General features: G+C 68.2%; 17 protein-coding genes. 7 read left to right on the top strand and 10 right to left on the bottom strand.

The genetic code is table 11. From position 1 onward, the window contains the following. Positions 1 to 62 precede the first annotated feature (62 nt). Positions 63 to 1,400 carry a M12 family metallo-peptidase gene (locus AC3QL3_RS20995; protein ID WP_492896064.1) on the top strand — a complete coding sequence of 446 codons (1,338 nt, stop codon included), beginning with the start codon at positions 63 to 65 and terminating at the stop codon, positions 1,398 to 1,400. Between the two features lie 4 nt (positions 1,401 to 1,404). On the opposite strand, the gene rocF is transcribed toward AC3QL3_RS20995, so the two are convergent. Then, a complete protein-coding gene (gene rocF / locus AC3QL3_RS20990) occupies positions 1,405 to 2,325 on the bottom strand; it encodes an arginase (RefSeq protein ID WP_492896063.1) in 921 nt (306 codons plus the stop codon). Between the two features lie 265 nt (positions 2,326 to 2,590). Here rocF and AC3QL3_RS20985 point away from each other — a divergent pair, with 265 nt between their 5' ends. Next, positions 2,591 to 5,746: a M36 family metallopeptidase gene (locus AC3QL3_RS20985; protein WP_492896062.1), complete on the top strand. Its 3,156-nt coding sequence runs from the start codon at positions 2,591 to 2,593 to the stop codon at positions 5,744 to 5,746. A gap of 39 nt (positions 5,747 to 5,785) precedes the next feature. Continuing rightward, positions 5,786 to 8,968, top strand: coding sequence for a M36 family metallopeptidase (locus tag AC3QL3_RS20980; RefSeq protein WP_492896061.1), 3,183 nt, complete (start codon positions 5,786 to 5,788; stop codon positions 8,966 to 8,968). A 45-nt stretch (positions 8,969 to 9,013) separates the two neighbouring features. On the opposite strand, the gene AC3QL3_RS20975 is transcribed toward AC3QL3_RS20980, so the two are convergent. Continuing rightward, on the bottom strand, positions 9,014 to 9,775 hold the full coding sequence (locus AC3QL3_RS20975; protein WP_492896060.1) for a response regulator: 762 nt from the start codon (positions 9,773 to 9,775) through the stop codon (positions 9,014 to 9,016). Between the two features lie 189 nt (positions 9,776 to 9,964). Here AC3QL3_RS20975 and AC3QL3_RS20970 point away from each other — a divergent pair, with 189 nt between their 5' ends. Beyond that, positions 9,965 to 10,630, top strand: a complete 666-nt coding sequence (locus AC3QL3_RS20970; protein ID WP_492896059.1) for a DUF937 domain-containing protein — start codon at positions 9,965 to 9,967, stop codon at positions 10,628 to 10,630. A 19-nt stretch (positions 10,631 to 10,649) separates the two neighbouring features. Here AC3QL3_RS20970 and AC3QL3_RS20965 read toward each other — a convergent pair whose 3' ends face one another. From AC3QL3_RS20965 to AC3QL3_RS20930, 8 genes are all read right to left on the bottom strand, one after another. Continuing rightward, positions 10,650 to 11,348 (bottom strand): helix-turn-helix transcriptional regulator, encoded by a 699-nt coding sequence (locus AC3QL3_RS20965; RefSeq protein WP_492896058.1) that lies wholly within the window; start codon positions 11,346 to 11,348, stop codon positions 10,650 to 10,652. A gap of 169 nt (positions 11,349 to 11,517) precedes the next feature. Next, the gene (locus AC3QL3_RS20960; RefSeq protein ID WP_492896057.1) at positions 11,518 to 11,655 is read right to left on the bottom strand and encodes a hypothetical protein; all 138 of its coding nucleotides are present in this window, start codon (positions 11,653 to 11,655) and stop codon (positions 11,518 to 11,520) included. 34 nt (positions 11,656 to 11,689) lie between these two features. Next, positions 11,690 to 12,094, bottom strand: a complete 405-nt coding sequence (locus tag AC3QL3_RS20955; RefSeq protein WP_492896056.1) for a GFA family protein — start codon at positions 12,092 to 12,094, stop codon at positions 11,690 to 11,692. Between the two features lie 31 nt (positions 12,095 to 12,125). Then, complete coding sequence (locus AC3QL3_RS20950) at positions 12,126 to 12,860, bottom strand: NIPSNAP family protein (RefSeq protein WP_492896055.1); 735 nt, start codon at positions 12,858 to 12,860, stop codon at positions 12,126 to 12,128. Beyond that, on the bottom strand, positions 12,857 to 13,483 hold the full coding sequence (locus AC3QL3_RS20945) for a hypothetical protein (protein WP_492896054.1): 627 nt from the start codon (positions 13,481 to 13,483) through the stop codon (positions 12,857 to 12,859). Before AC3QL3_RS20945 ends, AC3QL3_RS20950 begins: the two co-directional genes overlap by 4 nt. Beyond that, positions 13,468 to 13,842 carry a VOC family protein gene (locus AC3QL3_RS20940; protein ID WP_492896053.1) on the bottom strand — a complete coding sequence of 125 codons (375 nt, stop codon included), beginning with the start codon at positions 13,840 to 13,842 and terminating at the stop codon, positions 13,468 to 13,470. The genes AC3QL3_RS20945 and AC3QL3_RS20940 overlap by 16 nt, the downstream gene beginning before the upstream one ends. Before the next feature lie 172 nt (positions 13,843 to 14,014). Continuing rightward, positions 14,015 to 14,665: a hypothetical protein gene (locus AC3QL3_RS20935; protein WP_492896052.1), complete on the bottom strand. Its 651-nt coding sequence runs from the start codon at positions 14,663 to 14,665 to the stop codon at positions 14,015 to 14,017. Positions 14,666 to 14,979: 314 nt separating this feature from the next. Then, positions 14,980 to 17,379: a winged helix-turn-helix domain-containing protein gene (locus AC3QL3_RS20930; RefSeq protein WP_492896051.1), complete on the bottom strand. Its 2,400-nt coding sequence runs from the start codon at positions 17,377 to 17,379 to the stop codon at positions 14,980 to 14,982. A 152-nt stretch (positions 17,380 to 17,531) separates the two neighbouring features. On the opposite strand from AC3QL3_RS20930, the gene AC3QL3_RS20925 reads away from it, so the two are divergent. From AC3QL3_RS20925 to AC3QL3_RS20915, 3 genes are all read left to right on the top strand, one after another. Beyond that, the gene (locus tag AC3QL3_RS20925) at positions 17,532 to 18,560 is read left to right on the top strand and encodes a class 1 fructose-bisphosphatase (protein WP_492896050.1); all 1,029 of its coding nucleotides are present in this window, start codon (positions 17,532 to 17,534) and stop codon (positions 18,558 to 18,560) included. Beyond that, positions 18,557 to 19,285 carry a 2OG-Fe(II) oxygenase gene (locus AC3QL3_RS20920; protein WP_492896049.1) on the top strand — a complete coding sequence of 243 codons (729 nt, stop codon included), beginning with the start codon at positions 18,557 to 18,559 and terminating at the stop codon, positions 19,283 to 19,285. Before AC3QL3_RS20925 ends, AC3QL3_RS20920 begins: the two co-directional genes overlap by 4 nt. Before the next feature lie 173 nt (positions 19,286 to 19,458). After that, positions 19,459 to 20,805 (top strand): M28 family metallopeptidase, encoded by a 1,347-nt coding sequence (locus AC3QL3_RS20915; protein WP_492896048.1) that lies wholly within the window; start codon positions 19,459 to 19,461, stop codon positions 20,803 to 20,805. The last annotated feature ends 31 nt before the right edge of the window (positions 20,806 to 20,836 follow it).

Here is a 20,836-nt window from a genome sequence, read left to right as displayed (position 1 = left end):
TGAACGCCGCAATGTGCTGCAATCCACAATTGTCACGCGTCTAGACTTGGCGGAGGTCCGGCATGCGTACGTTGCTCGGCATCGTTTTACTCATCACTGCGGCGAACGCGCAGGCGGCCACTCACACCCTGGCGCTCGACGCCGGCCAACGCGCGCGTCTGGCGGCGGCAGCGACTGCTTCGCCGTTCGTGCTGACCGGCGTTCCCGACGGCCATGGCGGCCACGCCGACCTGCGCTTCGAACGCATCGAGGTATACGCGCCCGGAGCGCGCCTGATCGCGATTGGCGCGGACGGCGAGCGCGAGCTGCCGCGCAGTTCGCGCATACAGCTGATCGGCACCGACAGCAGCGGGCAGGTGCGCGCCCATCTCGCCTTCGATCCCGACCTCGGCCATCTCGCCGGCTCAGGTTCCGGCCCGTCGGGCACCTTCGTGATCGGCGCGCGCAGCGACCGCGACAAGCTGCGTCTGCTCGTGCAGCCGAGCGAGGAAGCGCTGCCGCCCGGCGTGGTGCCGGAGGTGTTGCCGAGCGACGACGGCGTGGCGAATCCGTTCGCGCTGCCGCCGCCGTTGGTCGTGCTCGGTGCCGATGCGGTCGCAGGAACCCCGCGCAGCGCGACTGTCGCAGTCGATGTCGACCACGAGCTGCTGGTCAATCGTTTCGGCGGCACGGCGCCGGCCAACGTCAGCGCGGCGACCAATTGGATCGCCGATCTGTTCGCGTCGATGAACGTGATGTACCGGCGCGACCTCAACGTCTCGCTGCAGCAAGGCACGACCATCTTTCGTACTGGTGCGACGCCGTACACGATCGCTGTGAACGCGGCGGCCAACGGCACCGACCTCAACAATTTCGGCAGCTACTGGCAGGCCAATCACGCCAATGTGCCGCGTGCGTTCGCGATGCTGCTGTCGGGTCAGATGACGAGCGGCTTCAGTGCGTCCGGTATCGCCTGGATCAACTCGTATTGCCGCACCGCGAGCAACGGCGGCAGCTACAGCGTCAACAAGGTGTTCACCAGCGCGCAGGCCGGCGTCGACCTCTCCGCGCGCATCGTCGGCCACGAGCTCGGCCACAATTTCGGCGCCGCGCATACGCATTGCACCAACACCTCGACCGGCGCCTACCCGACTGCGAGCAACACGATCGATCGCTGCTACAACGGCGAAGGCAGCTGCTATACCGGCCCGGTGAGTTGCCCGAGCTCCGGTCCCGGCGCGCCGCTGGGGTCGATCATGAGCTACTGCCACTTGGGCGGTGCCAACGGCGCCAACTGTGGTCAAAGCGTGCTGCAGTTCCACCCGACGCAAGTCGCGACGTTGTCGGCGCTGATCGCGCAGAACACGCCGACCTGCATCGCCGCATCGGCCGACAAGATCTTTTCCGACGGTTTCGACTGAGGCTTCAGTCGCGCATCAAGGTCGACTTGCCGAACAGGCTCTCGACCAGGTCGACCGCGAGCAGCGCAGTCTGGTTGCGCACGTCGAGCGCAGGATTGAGTTCGACGATGTCGAGCGAGCCGATGCGGCCGGTGTCGGCGATCATCTCCATGCACAGCTGCGCTTCGCGGTAGTTGGGGCCGCCCGGAATGGTGGTGCCGACGCCGGGCGCGATCGAAGGATCGAGGAAGTCGACGTCGAAGCTGACGTGCAGATGCGTGTTCGCGTCGAGGCCGTCGAGCGCTTCGGCCATCGCGCGCATCATGCCGATCTCGTCGATGTAGCGCATGTCGTAGATGTCCAGTCCCGCTTCGCGCACCAGACGTTTCTCGCCGAGGTCGACCGAACGGATGCCGATCTGGCGGATCGCACCGGTGGCGAGCATCGGCGCCGGCCCCGCCAGATCGGTCAGCTCGCGCGGGCCGTAGCCGCACAGGCAGGCGACCGGCATGCCGTGCACGTTGCCCGACGGCGTGATGGTCGAGGTATTGAAGTCGGCGTGCGCATCGAGCCAGAGCACGCGCAGCGTCTTGCCGCGTTCGCGGCAATGCCGTGCGACCGCGCCGATCGAGCCGATCGCCAGGCAGTGATCGCCGCCGAGCAGGATCGGTAGCCGCGCGGCGTCGAGTTCGGCGCCGACTGCTTGTGCCACCGCGCGATTCCAAGCGACGACTTCGGCCAGATGCCGATAACCCTGTTCGGGCGGCTGCCACGGATTGACCGGGCCGACCAGGTTGCCGCGGTCGGCGACTTCGAGGCCGCGCGCGCGCAGCGCCTCGGCGAGGCCGGCGACTCTCATGGCCTCGGGGCCCATCACGGCGCCGCGATGGCCGGCGCCGATGTCGGTCGGTGCGCCGATCAAGGAAATCGGAGGATAGGTCTGCATGGCGATGAGGGATCGAGTCGAATGCGCGGGGCGCGAATCGTCCGGCGAATTCCGAACAATGGGTGCGCATGATCGACGAATTCGCGTACCGCGTCACGCTTTGCGCTTCGGTGGGCTCGGCTTCGATCGAGCGCGTTACCGCACGCGTGTTGTCGCAGCGCAGCGGGATCGTTGCGGCGTTCGATACTACGATTCGCTACGTACGATATTCATTCATTGATGTATCGAGTCGTCTTCTGCATCCAACTTACTGGGGAGTAAGGCCATGAAGCTCGAAGCTGCGGGGTTGTCGCGCTGCGCATTGGTGTTGGGAGTGTTACTGGCGGGAGCGGCGATGGCGGCGGAACGTGCCGCTTCGTTCGCAGCGCCGATGCGATTGGAGCCGCAGCCCGGCTGGCTCGACGACAGCGCGGACGACGATGCTGCGGTCGCGGATACGGCCGACGAAAAGGCGGCACCGACGGCCACTCGCGCGGCGATCGTCGAAGCGGCGCGGCGCGCGCTCGGCACACACGGTGCGGCCGCGGCGAAGTCGCTCGCCGGCAGCGGCGCGGACGATGGCGTACGCGTGCATGCGACCGCGCAAGGAGCGTACATCGTGCAGTTCGCGCAATCGGTCGACGGCATCGAGGTGTACGGTGCGCGCGTCAATATCTTGCTCGATCGTACGCTGAAGGTGCGCGCGATCACCGGCGGTGCCGTCGCGACGAGCGCCGATCGCAGCAAGTCCGTTGGCTTTCGCCGCGACGCCGCCAGCGCGCTGAAGTCGGCCGCGATTGCCGTCGACGGTCTGCTCGCCGCCGGCACCCTGCACGAAACCGCGCGCGACAAGGCGCCGTACCGTTACTTCGAATGGCAGCCCTCGCCGACCTTCGTGCCGAGCGGCGCGACGCGCATCAAGCCGATCTGGTATCCGGCCGAGGCGGGCCTCTTGCCTGCCTACTACACCGAGATCCGCGGCATCCGGCCGGGTGAAACGCGACCCGTAGCGCGCGCGGTCATCGTCGCGGCCGAAGACGGCGAGGTGCTCTCCAGCGTCGACCTTGTGCGCGACTACCTGCCGTACTCCTACCGCTTGTTCGCCAACCCGCAAGGACAGCCCTACAACGATCCGTACGGCTTCACCACGCCGCATCCGACCGGCTTGCCGGACGGCTGGCGCCCGACCGTGCTCGCGCCGATGAATCTGGTCAGCCTGGTCAACGGCGGCATCTCGACCGGCGATCCTTGGCTGCCCGACGGCGCCGTTGGAACGGCCGGCAACAACGTCGACGCCTATTTCGGCGCGGACGAAGTCGACGCCGATGGTCTCTGCGTCAACGGCGGGGTCGTGTTTCATCCGTTCGATCCGGCGCTCGGCGACCTGCGCGCGCCTTTGACCGGCGCGCGCGCGTTCGACTACGCCTACGATCCCGACGACGCCGTGCACGATTTCCTGCAATGCCCGCCGCCGAACTACGCGGCGCAGCCGATCCCGACCACATCGGCGCAGCTGCACGCGAAGACGGTGCAGCTCTTCTATGCCGGCAACTGGCTGCACGACTTTTTCTACGACCTCGGCTTCGACGAAGAGGCCGGCAACCTGCAGCAGGACAATTACGGCCGCGGCGGCGTCGGCGGCGATCCGCTGTTGATGGTGTCGGGCGGCTCGCATCCGTTCACCGCGGTGACCCTGGAAGGCGAATCCGCGCTGATCTCGATGGGCAACTCGCGCTACAGCCTGTCCCGCCGCGACACCGCGGCATTCGACTTCTCGATCATCGGACACGAATGGACGCACGCGATGATGGCGCGGCTGTCGGGCACTTGGGCCTCCACCAGCCAGAGCGGCGCGCTCGGCGAAGGCAGCGGCGACTTCATCGGCCAGATGCTGGTGCTGCGCGGCCAGGACCGCAACGTCTATCCGGGCCGACCGCCGTTCTCCGGCGTCTACCCGCCGGGCGCGTACACCAATCTCGACTACGACGTCGACTTCGACCTGCAGCCGCCGGCCGGCTCGCCCGGCAACCCGGACAACACTTACTACTACGGCACGCGGCGGTTTCCGTTTTCCACCGATCTGGCGGTGAATCCACTGACGTTCAAAAACATCGGCGTCGATCATCCGTTGCCGCCGTCACCTCATGCCAACGACTGGCTCGGCCGTTCGCTCACGAACGCCGAAGTCCATACCGCCGGAGAAGTCTGGGCGGCGGCGATGTGGGAGTGCGCGCGCAACGTGCTCGCGGCCAAGCCGCCGGCGCGCTTCGAGCAAACGCGCCGGCGTTTCCTTGGCGATGTCGTCGCCGGCTTCAAGCTGTTCGCCGGCGACACGACCTACACCGAAGCACGCGATGCGATGCTGACCGCGATTCGTGTCGACAACGAAGCGGACTATCGCCGTTGCCGCGCCGGCTTCGCCAAACGCGGCATGGGCGCCGGCGCGGTGTCGCCGCCGCGCGACTCGGTCAATCTGAGCGGCACGATCGAGAGCTTCGAGGATCGCGAGCGCGCGCTCAGCATTCTCGACACACGCCTGGTCGAAGTCGCCGGCGGCGACGGTGACGGCATTCTCGACACCGGCGAATCGGGTCGTATCGAAATCACGCTGCGCAACAGCGGCTTCTCGCCGCTCAATCGCGTCCGCGTGCGCGCCGCCGCCGCACACGGCGACTTCCAATTCCCCGACGGCCGCCTCAGCGAAGAAATCGCGCTCGCGCCCGGCGCGACGGCGGTAGTCGGCATCGACGTACGCATCGCCAGCACGCAAGGCGACGTCGAGTTGCCACTGACCGTCGTCGCGCGCGACCGGCAGCACGGCGGCGCGCAAGCACGCAGCGAACGCGCATTCCGCGTCAACTACGATCTCGTGCGCGACCGCGCCGTCGCCGACGCCAGCGCCGAACCTTTGTTCGCCGCCGACTGGACGCTCGGCTTCGGCGGCAGCTACGACAGCGGCGCGTATTGTTCCTTCGTCTGCTCCTTGCAATGGCGGCGCGGCGAGCATCTGGGCGAGCCGGCTTACCTGATCGGCGACGACGCCCATATCGCTTTCGACGGCACGCTGGAAGGGCGCGAGTTCCTCGTTTCCGCCGTCGACGCCTTGCGCATCACGCTGCGCCACGACTATCTGCTCGACCGTGCCGTGGATTCACCGGACGGGACGGGCGCGCTGCAGGTAGCGGTCGACGGCGGCGAGTGGCAGGCGATCGACGCCTATCTCGCCGCCGGCCCGGCCGTGTTCGAGGGGCGCTCCGGCGGCTGGCGCAGCGACACGCTCGACTTCGGCACTTCGCTCGCCGGCCACCGCGTGAAGTTCCGCTTCGACGGCTTGGTCGACGCCAGCTTCGTCCGCTCGTCGGCGTACTGGGCGATCGCGCGGGTGCAAATCGACGGCGCCGCCGAACCGATGTTCAGCCGTATCGTCGCCGAACCGAATTGAAGCAAATGACTGTCGATGATTTTTCGAGAGGGGATTGAAGTGAAGAAGAAAGACCTTGCAAAACATTCGCGTTGCGCCCTCGGCGCGGCCGTCCTGCTCGCGCTCGGCGCCGTTACGGCGAGTGCGGCGGATCGAGTCGCCGCCGATGCTTTCACGCCGGTGCATCTGGAAGCTCAGCCGGGCTGGCTCGACGACGGCGCGGACGACGGTGGCGCCGACGCGGTAGCGGAGGCGAGCAGCGAGTCGAAGTCGGCGGCGACGGTCGATCGTGCGAGTATCCTCGCCGCCGCACGGCGCGCGCTCGGCGCGCGCGCTACGGGCACGGCGAAATCGCTCGCGCTCGACGATGGCGCGCGTGTGCATGCGACCGCGCAGGGCGCGTTCATCGCGCAGTTTCCGCAGACGGTCGACGGCATCGAGGTCTACGGCGCGCGCGTGAATGTGGTGCTCGATCGCAGCCTGACCGTGCGCGCCGTCAGCGGCGGCGCCGCGTCCGCCGCTGCGGTCGCCAAAGCGAGCCGCACCGCCTTTCGGCGCGACGAAGCGAGCGCGCTGAAGTCGGCCGCCGGCGCCGTCGACGGTCTGCTCGCCGCCAGCGCGATGCGCGATACGGGACAAGGCAAGGCGCCCTATCGTCAGTTCGAGTTGGATCGCTCGCCGACCTTCGTGCCGAGTCGCGCCGCGCGCATCAAGCCGATCTGGTATTCGGCCGAAAGCGGTCTGCTGCAGGCGTACTACGCCGAGATCCACGGCCGCCAGCCCGGGGTCGAGCGTCCGCTGGCGCGCGCGGTGATCGTGTCGGCCGAGGACGGTCGCGTGCTGTCCAGCGCGGATCTGATCCGCGACTACCAACCGTTTTCGTATCGCGTGTTCGCCACACCGCAAGGTCAGCCCTACAACGATCCATACGGCTTCACCACACCGCATCCGACCGGCGTGGCGGACGGTTGGCGCCCGACCACGCTGGCGCCGATGAATCTGGTCAGCCTGGTCAACGGCGGCATCTCGACCGGCGATCCGTGGCTGCCCGACGGCGCGACCGAGACGGTCGGCAACAACATCGATGCCTACTTCGATGCCGATGACGTCGATGCCGACGGTTTCTGTACCGGGACGGGTACCGAGGGCGAGGGTTATCAGCAGGTCGAAGGCGACCTGCGCGCGCAACTGACCGGCACGCGCAGCTTCGACTACGCCTACGACGTGAACGACACTCTGAACGACTTCACCCAGTGCCTGCTGCCCGACTACATCGCGCAGCCGATTCCGTCCACCTCGGCGCAGCTCAATGCGAAGACCGTGCAGATGTTCTACGCCGGCAACTGGCTGCACGATTATTTCTACGACCTCGGCTTCGACGAGGAGGCGGGCAATCTGCAGCAGGACAACTTCGGCCGCGGCGGCGTCGGCGGCGACCCCTTGTGGATGATGTCGGGCGGCGCGCATCCGTATACCGCGCTGACGGCAGAGGGCGTCTCCGCCATGATCTCGATGGGCGTCTCGCGTTACAGCCTGACGCGCCGCGATGCCTCCGCGTTCGACTTCGCCGTGCTCGGGCACGAATGGACGCACGCGATGCAGGCGCGCCTATCGCCGCGCTGGTATCTCAACGGGCAGGGCGGCGCGCTCGGCGAAGGCAGCGGCGACTTCATCGCACAGATGCTGATCCTGCGCGGCCAGGACCGCAACGTCTATCCGGGCCGGCCGCCGTTCTCCGGCGCCTACAGCGGCAGCGGCGCGTACTCCAATCTCGATTACGACGTCGCCTACGACACGCTGCCGCCGGCCGGCTCGCCCGGCAATCCGGACAACAGCTACTACCACGGTGTGCGGCGCTATCCGTTCTCGCCCGATCTCAGCGTCAATCCGCTGACCTTCAAGAACATCGGTCTGGATCATCCGGTGCCGGCGACGCCACCGGCGTACGACTGGCTCAGCCGCTCCTTGGTCGAAGCCGAGATCCACACCGCCGGCGAAGTGTGGTCGGCGGCGATGTGGGAATGCGCGCGCAACATCCTGGTGGCCAAGCCGCCGGCGCGCTTCGAGCAGACGCGCCGGCGCTTCCTCGGCGACGTCGTCGCCGGCTTCAAGCTGTTCCCGATCGACCCGACCTTCACCGAAGCACGCGACGCGATGCTGACCGCGATCCGCGCCGACAACGAAGCGGACTATCGTCGTTGCCGTGCCGGTTTCGCCAAGCGCGGCATGGGTGCCGGCGCGATCTCGCCCGATCGCATGTCGGTCAACCTGATGGGCGTGGTGGAAAGCTTCGAGGATCGCGAGCGCGCGCTCAGCGTGATCGATACGCAACTGGTCGAAGTGTCGGGCGGCGATGGCGACGGCGTGCTCGATCGCAACGAGTCGGGCCGCGTCGACATCACGCTGCGCAATTCCGGCTTCTCGCCGCTGCGCCGCGTGCGCGCACGCGTGGACGCGACGCACGGCGATTTCGACTTTCCCGACGGCCGTCAGAGCGAGGAAATCGAACTGGCGCCGGGTGCGCAGGCGACGGTCAGCCTCGCCGTTCGCGTGCGCCGCAGCGAAGGCGCGATCGAACTGCCGCTCAGCGTAGTCGCGCGTGATCGCCAGCATCCGGGCGCCAACGCGAGCGCGTCGAGCGTCCATCGCGTCAACTACGATCTGCTGCGCGACCGCGCGGTCAGCGATGCCTCGCTCGAGCCGGCCTTCGCGGCGGATTGGCAGTTGGGCTTCGGTAGCGTCTACCCGGGCACCTACTGCTACACCGGTTGCGGTTTGCAATGGCAGCGCACGCAACATCTGGGCGAGCCGGCGTACGTGCTCCGCGACGACCGTCACGTCGCCTTCGACGCGCGGATGATCGGCAACGAGTTCCTGGTTTCCGCCACCGATCCGCTGCGCATCTCGCTGCGCCACGACTACTTGTTCGATCGCGCGGTGGGCGATCCGCTCAACAGTCCCGGCTTCGGCTATCTCGGCATCAGCATCGACGGCGGCGATTGGGAAGACGTCGATCCCTATCTGGTTTCCGGACCGGTCGCGTTCGAGGGCAATTCGAACGGTTGGCGCGATGAGACGCTCGACTTCGGCACCGCCCTCGCCGGCCATCGCGTGAAGTTCTTGGTCGACGGCGTGGCGAGTCGCAGCTGGATCGAGGCGCCGGCGTTCTGGGCGATTTCGCGGGTGCGCATCGACGGCGCCGCCGAGCCGATGTTCAACCGCATCGTCGCCGAACCGAACTGAGCGGCTCGAAAGGATCGTCGCGGCGGCCGTGTGCCGCCGCGACGGTCAGCCGGGCCGGCTGCCGGAGCGGTCCGGCCGCGCCACGCATTCGCGAATCAGCGCGAGCAGGCGGTCCGGGCCCTCGGCTTTGCCGAGCGCGGCATCGCAGCCGGCGTCGAGTGCCGCACGCAGGATCTGTTCGTCGCGTTCGATGCTGAAGCAGATCAGCGCGACGTGTGCGAACTGCGGCTCGCGGCGCAGCATCGCGGCGACTTCGGCCGCGGTTTCGCCGCGCAGCCAGTAATCGAGCACGACCGCGTGACACGGCCACAGCGTCAGCACTTCCCACAGCGCGTCGGCGTCGCGCTCGACGCGCACGCGACAATCGCGCGCTTCGAGCTGCGCGCCGATCAGCATGGCCTGGCCCGGATCGTCCTCGACCAAGAGTACGCGCAGGCCGGCGTCGGGCGGCGAGCGGCGGATGTCTTCGCGGATCGCGCCTTCGAGGTCGTCGAGCAAGGTCTGCACCGGCGCGGCCAGGCGTTCGGCCAGTTCGCGCGGCGCACCGCGCAAGGCCGGCGCCAGTGTTTCCCAGCCGTGCAGCACGACGTCGGCCGCGCGTGCGCTTTCGCCGATGCGCTCGTAGCCGTAGGCGAGCGCGGAGCCGGCCAGCCGATGGATCTGCAATTGCAGGTCGCGGCGCAGGCCGTCTTCGTCGGGCGCAGCCGCGAACTCGCGCCAAGCGACGCCCAGCGCTTGTTGCTTGCGCTTGAGCGAGCTGGCGTAGCGAGCGCGCAGATCGTCGAATCGTTGGCTGGAGTCGATCATCAGGAGTTGGGGTCGGCGGCGATCGTCGCACGGAGCCGGCGTCGCGGCAGCTAGCCGGACCAAGCATCGCATTTGCGCACGCCGTACGTCGCCCGGTTCACGATCTTTTACGCCCGCACATGTCAGCGTCATGCTTCCATGGCATCGTGCATCGGCGCATTCGCGCCTGCTTTCCAGCGGAGACTTCTCATGAGCAATCTGACCAACCAAGTTCTCGACCGTCTCGATCCGGCCAGCATCGAGGCGATCGCGGCGCAACTGGGCGTCGATCCGGCGCAGGCGCAGGCGGCGATCCAGCAGGCGGTGCCGCTGGTCGTCGGCGGCCTCGCGCGCAATGCGGCGACCGACGAAGGCGCCAACGCGGTGCACAACGCCGCGGCCGCGCATTCGGGCCTGGACATCGGCTCGATCCTCGGCAGCGTGCTCGGCGGTGGCGGCGGCGGTTCGATACTCGGCGGCATGCTCGGCGGCGGTGGCGCACCGGCCGGCGGTTCTGCGCTGCCCGGCGGCCTCGATGCCGGTTCCATTCTCGGCGGCATCTTCGGCAACCGGCAGGACCAAGCCACGCAAGGTCTCGGCCAGGCCAGTGGCTTGGGCGCGCAGAACGCCGGTCAGTTGCTGGCGATCCTCGCGCCAATCGTGATGAGCGTGCTCGGCAACATGAGCCAGCGCCAGGGTCTCAACCCGGGCGGCCTCGGCGGTGCGCTGGCGCAGGAGAATCAGCGCATCAACCAAAGCGGCAACGGCGGCTTGCTCGGCTCGGTGCTCGACCAGGACGGCGACGGCCAGCTCGGCCTCGGCGATCTGCTCAAGGTCGGCGCGGAAATGCTCGGCGGCGCGCGCGGCCGCGCCTGACGCCGCCCGCGATCGAACCTCAGACGTCGATCGCCTCGGCATCGCCGCCGGCGGCGCGGATGTAGGCGGCGAAGCCGCGGTCGTCGGTTTCGACGAAGACCTCGCCGGTCGCGTCGAAGCTGGCGATGCGGTCGGGGCGGAAGTTGCGGAAGTCGGTGCGCAGACGGCACCAGGCACCGAGCGTCCACGCGCCGCCCCAGAAGGCGAGGCAGAGCGGCTCGACTTCGCGCGCGCTCTCGCGGCCGCCTTCGTCGCGGTAATCCAGGCGCAGCACGCGATGCGCCGCGATCGCTTCGTGCAAGCGGTCGATCAGGCCGGATTTCGTTTCGTACCAGCGCGCCGGCGCCAGGATGCGCGAGCGCGAGGCGCGCTGTCGCAGTTCCGGCGGCAGCACCGCCTCGATTTTCAGCAGGGCGGTCTGCGCGCCGCCGGCCAGACGCTTGCCGGCGAACGCGCGCACGAAGCGCGTGCCGACCACCAGCGCTTCGATTTCTTCGGCGTTGAACATCAGCGGAGGAATGTCCGCGCCCTTGCGCAGCATGTAGCCGACGCCGGCTTCGCCTTCGATCGGCACGCCCGAGAGCTGCAGGTCGGCGACGTCGCGATAGACCGTGCGCAGCGAAACCGCCAGCGTTTGTGCGAGCTGACGCGCCGGCAGCGCGGTGCGGCGGCCGCGTAAGGCGTTGATGATGAGGAACAGGCGATCGGCACGACGCATCCGGCCATGATCGCGCGCGCCGGTCTCACTGGCAAAGACGCGTTCATGGCGCGACGCCTTCGGCTCGCCATCGCGCCGTACTGTCGCTGTGCCGTCTCCGCGCGTGAACGCGGAGACGGACGATGCCGGGTGCCGAAGCGATGAGCGGTAATCGCTGCATGCCGATCGCTCAGGCGAGAAGGCTCGCGCGCGTGCGGTCCGCGTCGGTCGACGCCGTTGCGCTGTGTGCTGCGCTGGCGCCGAGCGGCAGGTGCCGGGCGGCCAGCGGCAGGTAGGCGAGGATCAGAAACTGCAGCAGACGGGACATGGGCGAGCTCCTCTTGGTGCGGGCGAGGCCGCGGTTACAGATGCCGCGTTTCGGCCGGCGCGTTCCACCAGTTGTTGTTGCGGCCGTCGCAGTAGGTGAGCGGTGCCTCGATCAGCTCGGCCGGTTCGACGTCGTCGAGGGAGGCGACCTTCACCGAAACGTAGGCGCCGCCGATCTCCTCGACATAGCCGCTGCCGAACGAGCGCACGCCGCAATGACGGCAGAACGCGTGGTCGTTGCTGTTGGTGCCGAAGCGGTATTCGGTGAGTGCGTCCGCGCCGGCGAGCAGACGGAACTCGTCGGGCTTGACCAACACGCTCCAGTTGCGCGTCTTGGTGCAGATCGAGCAGTTGCAGCGCGTGGTGCCGGCGGCGATGTCGATATCGGCCTCGAAACGCACCGCGCCGCAATGACAACTGCCGTGATAAGTTTTCTTCATATGAGGTTCCTGGCAAGCGGGAAGTGGGCGCTCAACCGCGCACGCGCGAGCGCGGGGTGGGAGCGAGACGCAGGATGTGCGGATCGGAGGCCACGCCCGCCGTGCGGGCGAGCTCGCCGAAATCGCGCTGCCAGTGTGCCTCATCTTCGAAACCGGCGAAGCAGACCAGTACGTTCTCGCCCTCGCGCACCGGCAACGCCGGAAACGTGTTGGTCGCGTGCTCGCTGACGAAGCTCGCCAGGAGCCGCGCGCCGGCGTCTTGCAGCGGCGGAATCACGCGGCGCTCGAACAGCGCGAGAAAACCCTCATCCACGCGCACCGGCAGGCGCCAGATCATCGCGACCACCAGCCCGCACGGCGGCGCGGTCGCGCCGAAGGCGGCGCGGCGCGCGGTTTCGAGCGCGAAACCGGAATCGCAGCGTGCCGGTCGCAGCAGCAGCACGTCGTCGGAGTCGAGCATGGTCGCATTCGCCTCGTCGCGGTGCGCGCGCCAGATCGGTCCGCCGTAGAACGCGCCGAGCGCCGCGGCGCGCTGCGGCATGTCGGCGAAGCCGCGCAGCCAGACGAAGCGATCGGCGCGATCGAGATCGCGAAACTGTCCGAGCAGCTGCATGCCGCAGGCTTCCTGCGATTCGACGAACTCGCGCTCGAACAGCTCGATCAGCGCGTCGCGCCGTCCCGGGTGCAGGGTGTACTGACGCAGTTCGATCACGGCCGGCGTGGCGATCGCATGGGAGGTTTGCGGGTGTTCGGCCAGGGTGCTCATGCGTTCGCTCCGGCCGGGCCAAGGCGCGTCATGCGCATGATCCAGTTGGTTTCCCAACTCTCCCCCTCGTCGGCCGAGAACGCCTGCTGCCACAGCGCGCTGCGCGGCGTGATCTCGGACCAGATGAAGCGCACGCGCACCGCGCGGCCCTGGTAGGTGTCGCGTCCGAAGAAGGTGCCGACGCCGTGCTCGAAACGGCCGGCCACCGGCGGCTGCAACAAGCCGTCGCGGTTGCTCGCCCAATAAAGGCTCCACTCGCGCCGGGCGAGATCGTAAAGACGCAGCGTCATGCCGACGAAGCCGCCGCCCCACTCGGTCTTGAAGTCGTCGAGGTTGCCGATGCCGCCGAGGATCGGCTGGCACTCCTGCGTCGCCTCGAAACGCTCCCACTCGGTCGAGCCGGCCAGGCGCTCGCGCAGACGCTCGTTGGCGACGTGCCAGCGGCCGAACCAGAAATCGAAATCGTGCGAGCCGTCGCGCGTCGTCGTCGGCGCGGTGCTGCCGGGCACCGACCGCGGCGATTGAGAATGCGCCGCCTGCGCGTGCAGCAGCGCGGTCGCGAGCGCGCCGCCCGCGGCGGATTGCAGCAGTTGCCGCCGCTGCGCGTTCACAGCGGCGACCACAGGCCGACCCGATTGCCTTCGCAATCGCGGAACTGCGCGTAGTAGCCCATGCCGTCGGGCAGCGCCGTGCGCGGCACGATGGTGTCGCCGCCGTGCCGGTTGGCGCGCTCCAGCGCCGGCACCAGATCGGCCACGCTGAGATAGACCACGCTGCCTTGCACCGACGGCTCGCAATCTTCCTGCGCGATCAAGGCGCCGCTCGCGTTCGGCTTGCCGCCGGACGGAAACCGCGCCAGCACGGTGTCGCCGAGGCTCAGGCGCGCGAGTTCGACGCCGAGTACGGTTTCGTAGAACGCCTGCGCGCGATCGAGATCGCCGGTCGGGATCTCGAACCAGGCCGGCACGTTCGGATTCAACATGGAACACACTCCCGCAAGTGCGTGATTTGCACGCCGGGAAGTGTGGCGGGGGGATGCTGCCAGCCTGGTGTCAGCAGGCCTGCGCGGTGGTGCGGAGAGCGCGTTGGGGCGAGGTTCCCGGCGCTGGCCGGGAACCTCGCCGATACTTGCGTGGCCTTGCGGCGTCAACGCATCACATGCAAATTTCAGGCTGCTGCGGATAGCTGTTCGCAAAAGCGGCGACGGCCGGACGCGTCGCGCCCGGGCAGGTGACGGTGGCGGCGGACGAGGCGTAGCAGAGATTGCGCGTGCTCGGCGCCGAGACGGACGCACTCGCCGGCGTGGTGCCGTAAGTCGTGCTGCTCTGCTCGTTGGTCAGGCCGCCGCGGTCGGTGGTCTGCGCATAGGCGGTGTTGGTCGTATTCAACCCGGCATTGGAGTTCGACGCGCTCGCCCCCGCACTGCGGCCGCCGTAAGAGGAGGCTCCGGCGTACAGCGGTCCGCTCGGATTGGGACCGCTGCAGTCGCCGCGGCGCTCGATGGCACCCTTCTCCACCGGCTGGCTCAACTGCTGGACCAGGCGGTCGAGCGGTGCGTTGGCTTTGCTGGTCTTCTGCGCCGACTGCGCACGCAGTTCGAGCAGCCGTGCGAGCAGCGCCTGCTGACCGGCGGCACTGACCGCGACATACGATTCGCCGTGCTCGTCGGTTTGCGCATACAAGCCTTCACTGATTTGCGTCATGCCCCGGTCCGCTGCGAGTGCATCCGCCGCCGAACGATCGTTCTGCGCCAGCGCGCTGCCCGAGATCAGGGCGCAAGCCAGCAAAGAGAGGTGGATCTTCATGAGGAATTCTCCGTTGAGGGTGACCGACGTATGCGCCCATGCCGAACGGTTCGGCCGAGTGTGATCGACGTCACAAGAGTTCTTGCCGGGTCGCCGCCGCACGTTAGCGAGGCGAGTCCGCGTTGTGTCCTCGCCGCAGTAACGGCGCGGTAATGATTGGGTAACGGCGGCGCGTGCGATCCCGCGAAGCGGTCTGCTCAGGCGATCGCGGTGGGCTAGCCTGAAGTGAGGCGCCGCGCGTACGACCTGCCTACGCAGGCGATGTGTCGCCGGAGGTCGTGCGCTGCGATCGAGCCCGCAGGCGCGGATGTCGTTCAGGGATGCAATGTGTCGCTGGACTGCGGCGGATTCGATGCGAGCGAGGACGGATCGAAGCGCCGCTCTCCTTTGAGCCTTTGCGCCGCCGCCGCGAACCGAGTCGCGGCGAGCTCGTCGTCGCCGGCGCGCGCGACCAGAAACGCCGTGTGCGCGCAGTCGAAATCACGCTCCGCGTAGGGGGCGATCAGCGCGGCCAGCGAGCGCGCGGCCTCCAGCTCGCCGCGCGCGAGCTGGAAGCGCACGTACGGTGCGGCGGCGTTGCGCAACGACATCGGGGTGCCGTCCGCGCGTGCGACGGCGAGCGCACCCTCGAACATCGCGGCGGCACCGGCGTCGGCGTTGCGATCGAGCCACTCGGCGAGCGTGGTTTGCGCGGCGATGCGGTCCAGCGGTTCGCCTTTCTCGAGCGCGTCGGTCGATATTTCCGCGGCAGCCCGTGCCGCCGCCGCGCGGTCGTCGCCGGCCATCGCCAGGCGCAGGCGCTGCGCGGGGACGCTCAGGCGCAAGCTCGCATCGTCGACAGGCTTGAGGCTGTCGAGCAGCGCGCGTGCGCCGCGCAAGTCTTCGCGTTGCAAAGCGATCCTGCTCTGCGCCAGATGTGCGTCGCTTGCGACCGCTGCGTCGGTGTCGGCCGCAGCCCGCTCGAGCGCGGCATAGGCGGCTTGCGCGGCGGCGAGCTGGCCGGACTGCAACAGCGTCTCGGCTTCCATGTGCGCCGGTCTGTAGCGCAGGCTGCCGGCATCGATTTGCGCCGTCAGCGGCTTCACGCGGCTCAACGTCGCCAGTACGGCGGAATAGTCCAGTTGGGTGAACTGCGTGGTGGCGATGTTCATGCGCGCAGCCGCCTCCGCCTCGCGCATGCCGAAGGCGACGAAGGTGTCGGCGGCGCGTTCGAACATCGCGCCGGCTTCGTCGTAGCGGCTGCGCTGGATCGCGATCAGGCCGAGGTTCTGATCGCTGCGCGCCATCTCGATCGGCTGCTGCGCCGGATCGATGATCATGCGCGCACGCAGCAAACTGGTTTCGGCGGCGTCGGTGTCGCCGAGCTGGTACTGACTCACCCCCAGACCTGCCCACGCCCTGGCCAAGAGCAGTCTTTCGTTTGTCGCATCGAGCAGCGCGATCGCCGCCTTCAGGTCGGGCACGGCGAGGTCGGCGCGCTGTTGCGAATATTTCGCCTTCGCCCGCAGCACCAGTGCGCCGGCGCGCCAGTGCACGTTCGGCGACAGGCTCAAGCGGGCGAGCGCGTTTTCCATCTCGTCGTAGCGACCCAAAGCCAGCAGCGCGTGCGCGCGCAGCATGGCGACCTCTTCGTTGGCGGCCAGCGCCGGCGCGGTATCCGCCAGTTCCAGCGCGCGTTTGGATTGACCGGCGTACAGCGCGGCCTGCATGCGCGCGGCGAGGTCGCGTACCGCCGGGTCGACCGAGCGATGCGCATCGGCCACTTCCTGCGGCGACAGCGCACCGCGGATGCGATCGGCCAGCACGGCCGCGGTGGCGATCGCATCGGCGCCCTCTGCGGCCACTTGCCGGACTTCGCCGCCGCCGTGGATCGTCGCCGACATCGACCAGCCGGCGCTGTTGCGTTGCGCCTCGCTTTCGACCACCAGCGCCGCCTGCGTGCGCGTGCGCAGGGCGGCGATGTCCGGGCGTGTCTCGTCGCTGCCAGCCGCGGCGATCGCGGCATCGGCCGAGATCAGGCCGACATCGCTAGCGTCGCTCAAAGACTCTTCGACCAGCGCGAGCAGGCCGAAACGCAGCCAGGTGTCGTCGGCGAGCGGGCTGCGTACGCGCATCGGCAGCACCAGCACGAGCCGTTCGTGGCGCGGCGCGGCCGATGGCGTCGATGCAGTGACTTGCGGCGGCGACGCTCGCCAGGGCCGAGCGACGATCAGCGCGGCCGCCGTCGCCGCGAGCGCCAGCGCCAGCGTCGCCAGCGCGAGATTTCGCCGAGACCGGCGTAGCGGCGGGTCGCGCCTCGTCGCGGCTTCGGGCGGCGCGGCGACCGTCGCCGCCGGTTCGATGGTCTGGGGTATTTGGGGGACATCGGAGCGCGTCTGCTCCGCCGGCACGCCCGACCCGAGATCCTCGACCGGCATCACCCACTGGTAGCCGAAGCGCGACACCGTGCGGATCGCGCCTTGCGCGCGGCCGTCGTCGCCGATCGCGCGACGCGCCTTCAGGATCGCCTGGCCCAGCATCGCGTCGCTGACGTCGACCTTGCCCCAGACCGCGGCGATCAGCTCGTCGCGGCCGACCGCACGGCCGCGCTGCTCGATCAGGTAGACGATCGAATCGAATACTTTCGGCTCGATCGATACCTCGGCGTCGCCGCAGCGCAGGCTGCGGCCGCGCACGTCGATGAAATGATCGCCGAAGCGGAAATGGGACGGCACGCGATGACCCGGAAAGGCCTACCCGAGCGGGGTGGGAGCGCAGGTATGCCAAAAAGCGCGCCGGCCGGTCAATCGGTGCCGTCGCGGCGCCCTCGTCTGGCGCCGCGGCGGCCGCCACAGGACAATGCGCGTTTTCTCCGGGAGATCGCCCCATGTCGTCCACGCCGTCGAGCGGTCGCATTTCGCTCAGCCGCTTTTTGATCGAAGAGCAGCGCGAGAAGGGCCACCTCAACGCCGATCTGCGCCTGCTGATCGAAGTGGTCGCGCGCGCCTGCAAGCGCATCTCGATCGCGGTCGGCAAGGGCGCGCTCGGCGGCGCGCTCGGCAGCGCCGGCACCGAGAACGTGCAGGGCGAGACGCAGAAGAAGCTCGACGTGGTGTCCAACGAACTCTTGCTCGAAGCGAACGAGTGGGGCGGACATCTGGCCGCGCTGGCCTCGGAGGAAATGGACGATCCGCATCCGATCCCGCACCGCTATCCGAAGGGCGAGTATCTGCTGGTGTTCGATCCGCTCGACGGCTCCTCCAACATCGACGTCAACATTTCGGTCGGCACGATCTTCTCGGTGCTGCGCTGCCCCGAAGGGATCAAGGACCCGGACGAATCGGCCTTCCTGCAGCCGGGCACCAAGCAGGTCGCCGCCGGCTACGCGGTGTACGGATCGAGCACGGTGCTGGTGCTCACCCTCGGCGACGGCGTGCACCAGTTCACGCTCGACCGCGAATACGGCGATTTTCCGCTGACCCAATCGAACCTGCGCATTCCGGAAGAGACCTCCGAATTCGCGATCAACATGTCCAACCTGCGTCATTGGGAGCCGCCGATGCGGCGCTACATCGAGGAGCTTTTGGCCGGCAAGACCGGCCCGCGCGGGCGCGACTTCAACATGCGCTGGGTCGCCTCGATGGTCGCCGACGTGCACCGCATCCTGACCCGCGGCGGCATCTTCATCTATCCGCGCGATCTGAAAGACCCGAGCAAGCCCGGCAAGCTGCGCCTGATGTACGAGGCCAATCCGATGGCGATGATCGTCGAGCAGGCCGGCGGCGCCGCCACCACCGGACTCGAACGCATCCTCGACGTGCAGCCGACCCAGTTGCACCAGCGCGTGCCGGTATTTTTGGGTTCCAAGAACGAGGTCGAGCGCGTGACCGCCTATCACCGCGAGGCGGCGACATGAGCGCAGAACTCGCAGCGAACGCGGATTTCATCGAGGTCTATGACGGCGCGCTCGACGCCGCCGTCTGCCGCCAGCTGATCGATGCGTTCGAAACCAGCGGCAAGCTCGCGCGCGGTGCCACCGCCGGCGGCGTCAACACCAAGCTGAAAGACAGCTGGGATCTCAACATCAGCGCGCACGCCGAATGGAGCCAGGTGGTCACCGCGCTGAACACCGCGATGCTGCGCGGCTTGATGGCCTATCTGCGCAAGTACAGCTATCTCGCGCTGGCGCCGACCGCGCTGTACCGCAAGCGCGCCGACGGCCAGACCAGCATGCTCGGCGTCGAGGACGTGCGCACGATGGGCGAATCGGAGCTGCAGCGGCTCGCCACGCATCTGTTCCGTCCCGGCGGCATCAACTTGCAGCGTTACTTCGCCGACGAGGGCGGTTATCCGTACTGGCACAGCGAGATCTCGCCCAAGGCCGACAGCGACGACAACCTGCACCGCGTGCTCTTGTGGACGATCTATCTGAACGACGATTTCTCCGAAGGCGAGACCGAGTTCCTCTACCAGCACCGCAAGATCGTACCGCGCACCGGCTCGCTGCTGTTGGCGCCGGCCGGCTTCACCCATACCCATCGCGGCAACAAGCCGAAGAAGGGCAACAAATACATCGCCACTTCATGGGTGCTGTTCCAGCGCGCCGCGCAGTTGTACGCCGATCCGACCGCGCGGCGTTGATGCCGCGAAGCGTGGACTCGACCTGGATCGAGTCCGCATAAAAGCCTCGGCGTATGAGTACATCGCGTACGGCTGCGTATTGAAAAGCGCCCTCTTTACCGATGGATTCGACGGAACGAGGGAGCAGCTGCGGGTAGACTGCCCGATTCGCCGTTGCCGGGATTCCGCTCGTGATGCCTGTCCTGCCGCTGCTGTTCGCGCTGTCCGTGTCCACTCCCGCCGCGTCCGGCGAGCACGCTCTCCTGCTCGACATTCGCGCCGCGCGCGCCGACGAAGTCGAAGCGCTCAAACGCGCCGACGGCGTGCGTTGGTGGCTCGAACTCGGCAATCAGCTCTTGCTCGCGGGCCAGGTTTCGGCGAAATCGCCGTTGCCGCCGTCGGCACCCGTGCTGCAATCGCTCGACGACCTGCGCTTGGACGAACTCGCTTTGCGCGCGGTCGGCTGCAACGAACGCGCGAACGCGGCGGGCGAGCTGCTCGCGCGCGGCGGCCGTTGGCAGCTGCGGCGTTTGCCGGCCGGCGCGGCGCTGCCGCGGACGGCCGATGCACACGAAAGCTGGCGCGCGCTCAGCCCCAACGAAGTGATCGCGCGGCAATACCGGCTCGATGCGCCGGTCGGCGCGGCGGCCGATCCGGGCGTGCAGGCGGTGGTCGATCGCATCGACACCGCGCGCTGGTTCGCCGACCTCAGCGAACTGGCCACTTGGGATCGCTCCAGCTACGGCACCACCGAGTTGTTCGCGGCGCGCGACTGGATCGGCCAGCAGTTCGATGCGCTCGGCCTCGAGGTCAGCACCCAGGATTTCGAGATGCAAGGCGCCAACGGCGGCAGCATCACGCGGCAGAACGTGATCGGACGCTGGACCGGCACGACCTTTCCGGATCAGTGGATCGTGGTCGGCGCGCACTACGACTCGCGCAACCAATCGGAGACCGCGATCGCCAACACGCCGGGTGCCGAGGACAACGCTTCCGGCTGCGCCGGCGTGATCGAGCTGGCGCGCGCGCTGCTGCCGGCGCAGCCGCAGCGCACGATCCTGTTCATGTGCTACGCCGGCGAAGAGCAGGGCTTGTACGGCAGCCAGGCGCACGTCGACGCGCTGCAAGCCAGCGGCGATCTCGACAAAGTACAGGGCGTGGTCATCATGGACATGATCGGCTACAGCGCCGACGCCCAGCTCAACGCCGACTACGAAAGCTATTCGCAGACCTATCTCAACCGCTTCGGTGCGGCCGCGGCGACGTATGCGCCGGAGCTGAGCGTGGTGCTCAGCACCCATCCGTTCGGCTCCGACCACATGCCCTATCTCGAGGCGGGCCGGCAGCAGACTGCGCTCGGCATCGAATCGGACTACGACGGCTATCCGTACTACCACCACAGCGGCGACACGCCCGCGCACATCGGCCCGCACGTGCAGGCAATGGGCGGCGCGATCCTGAAGACCAATGCGGCCGTGCTGTCCGACCTGGTCGGTCTGTCGTCGGTGAACGACCGCATCTTCGAAAGCGGCTTCGACTGAACGCCCCTTCATGCGTCTGGCATGAGCGCCG

This window comes from Dokdonella sp. GW821-FHT11D02, from assembly GCF_058808595.1.
This window is presented reverse-complemented; position numbering and strand designations above follow the sequence as displayed.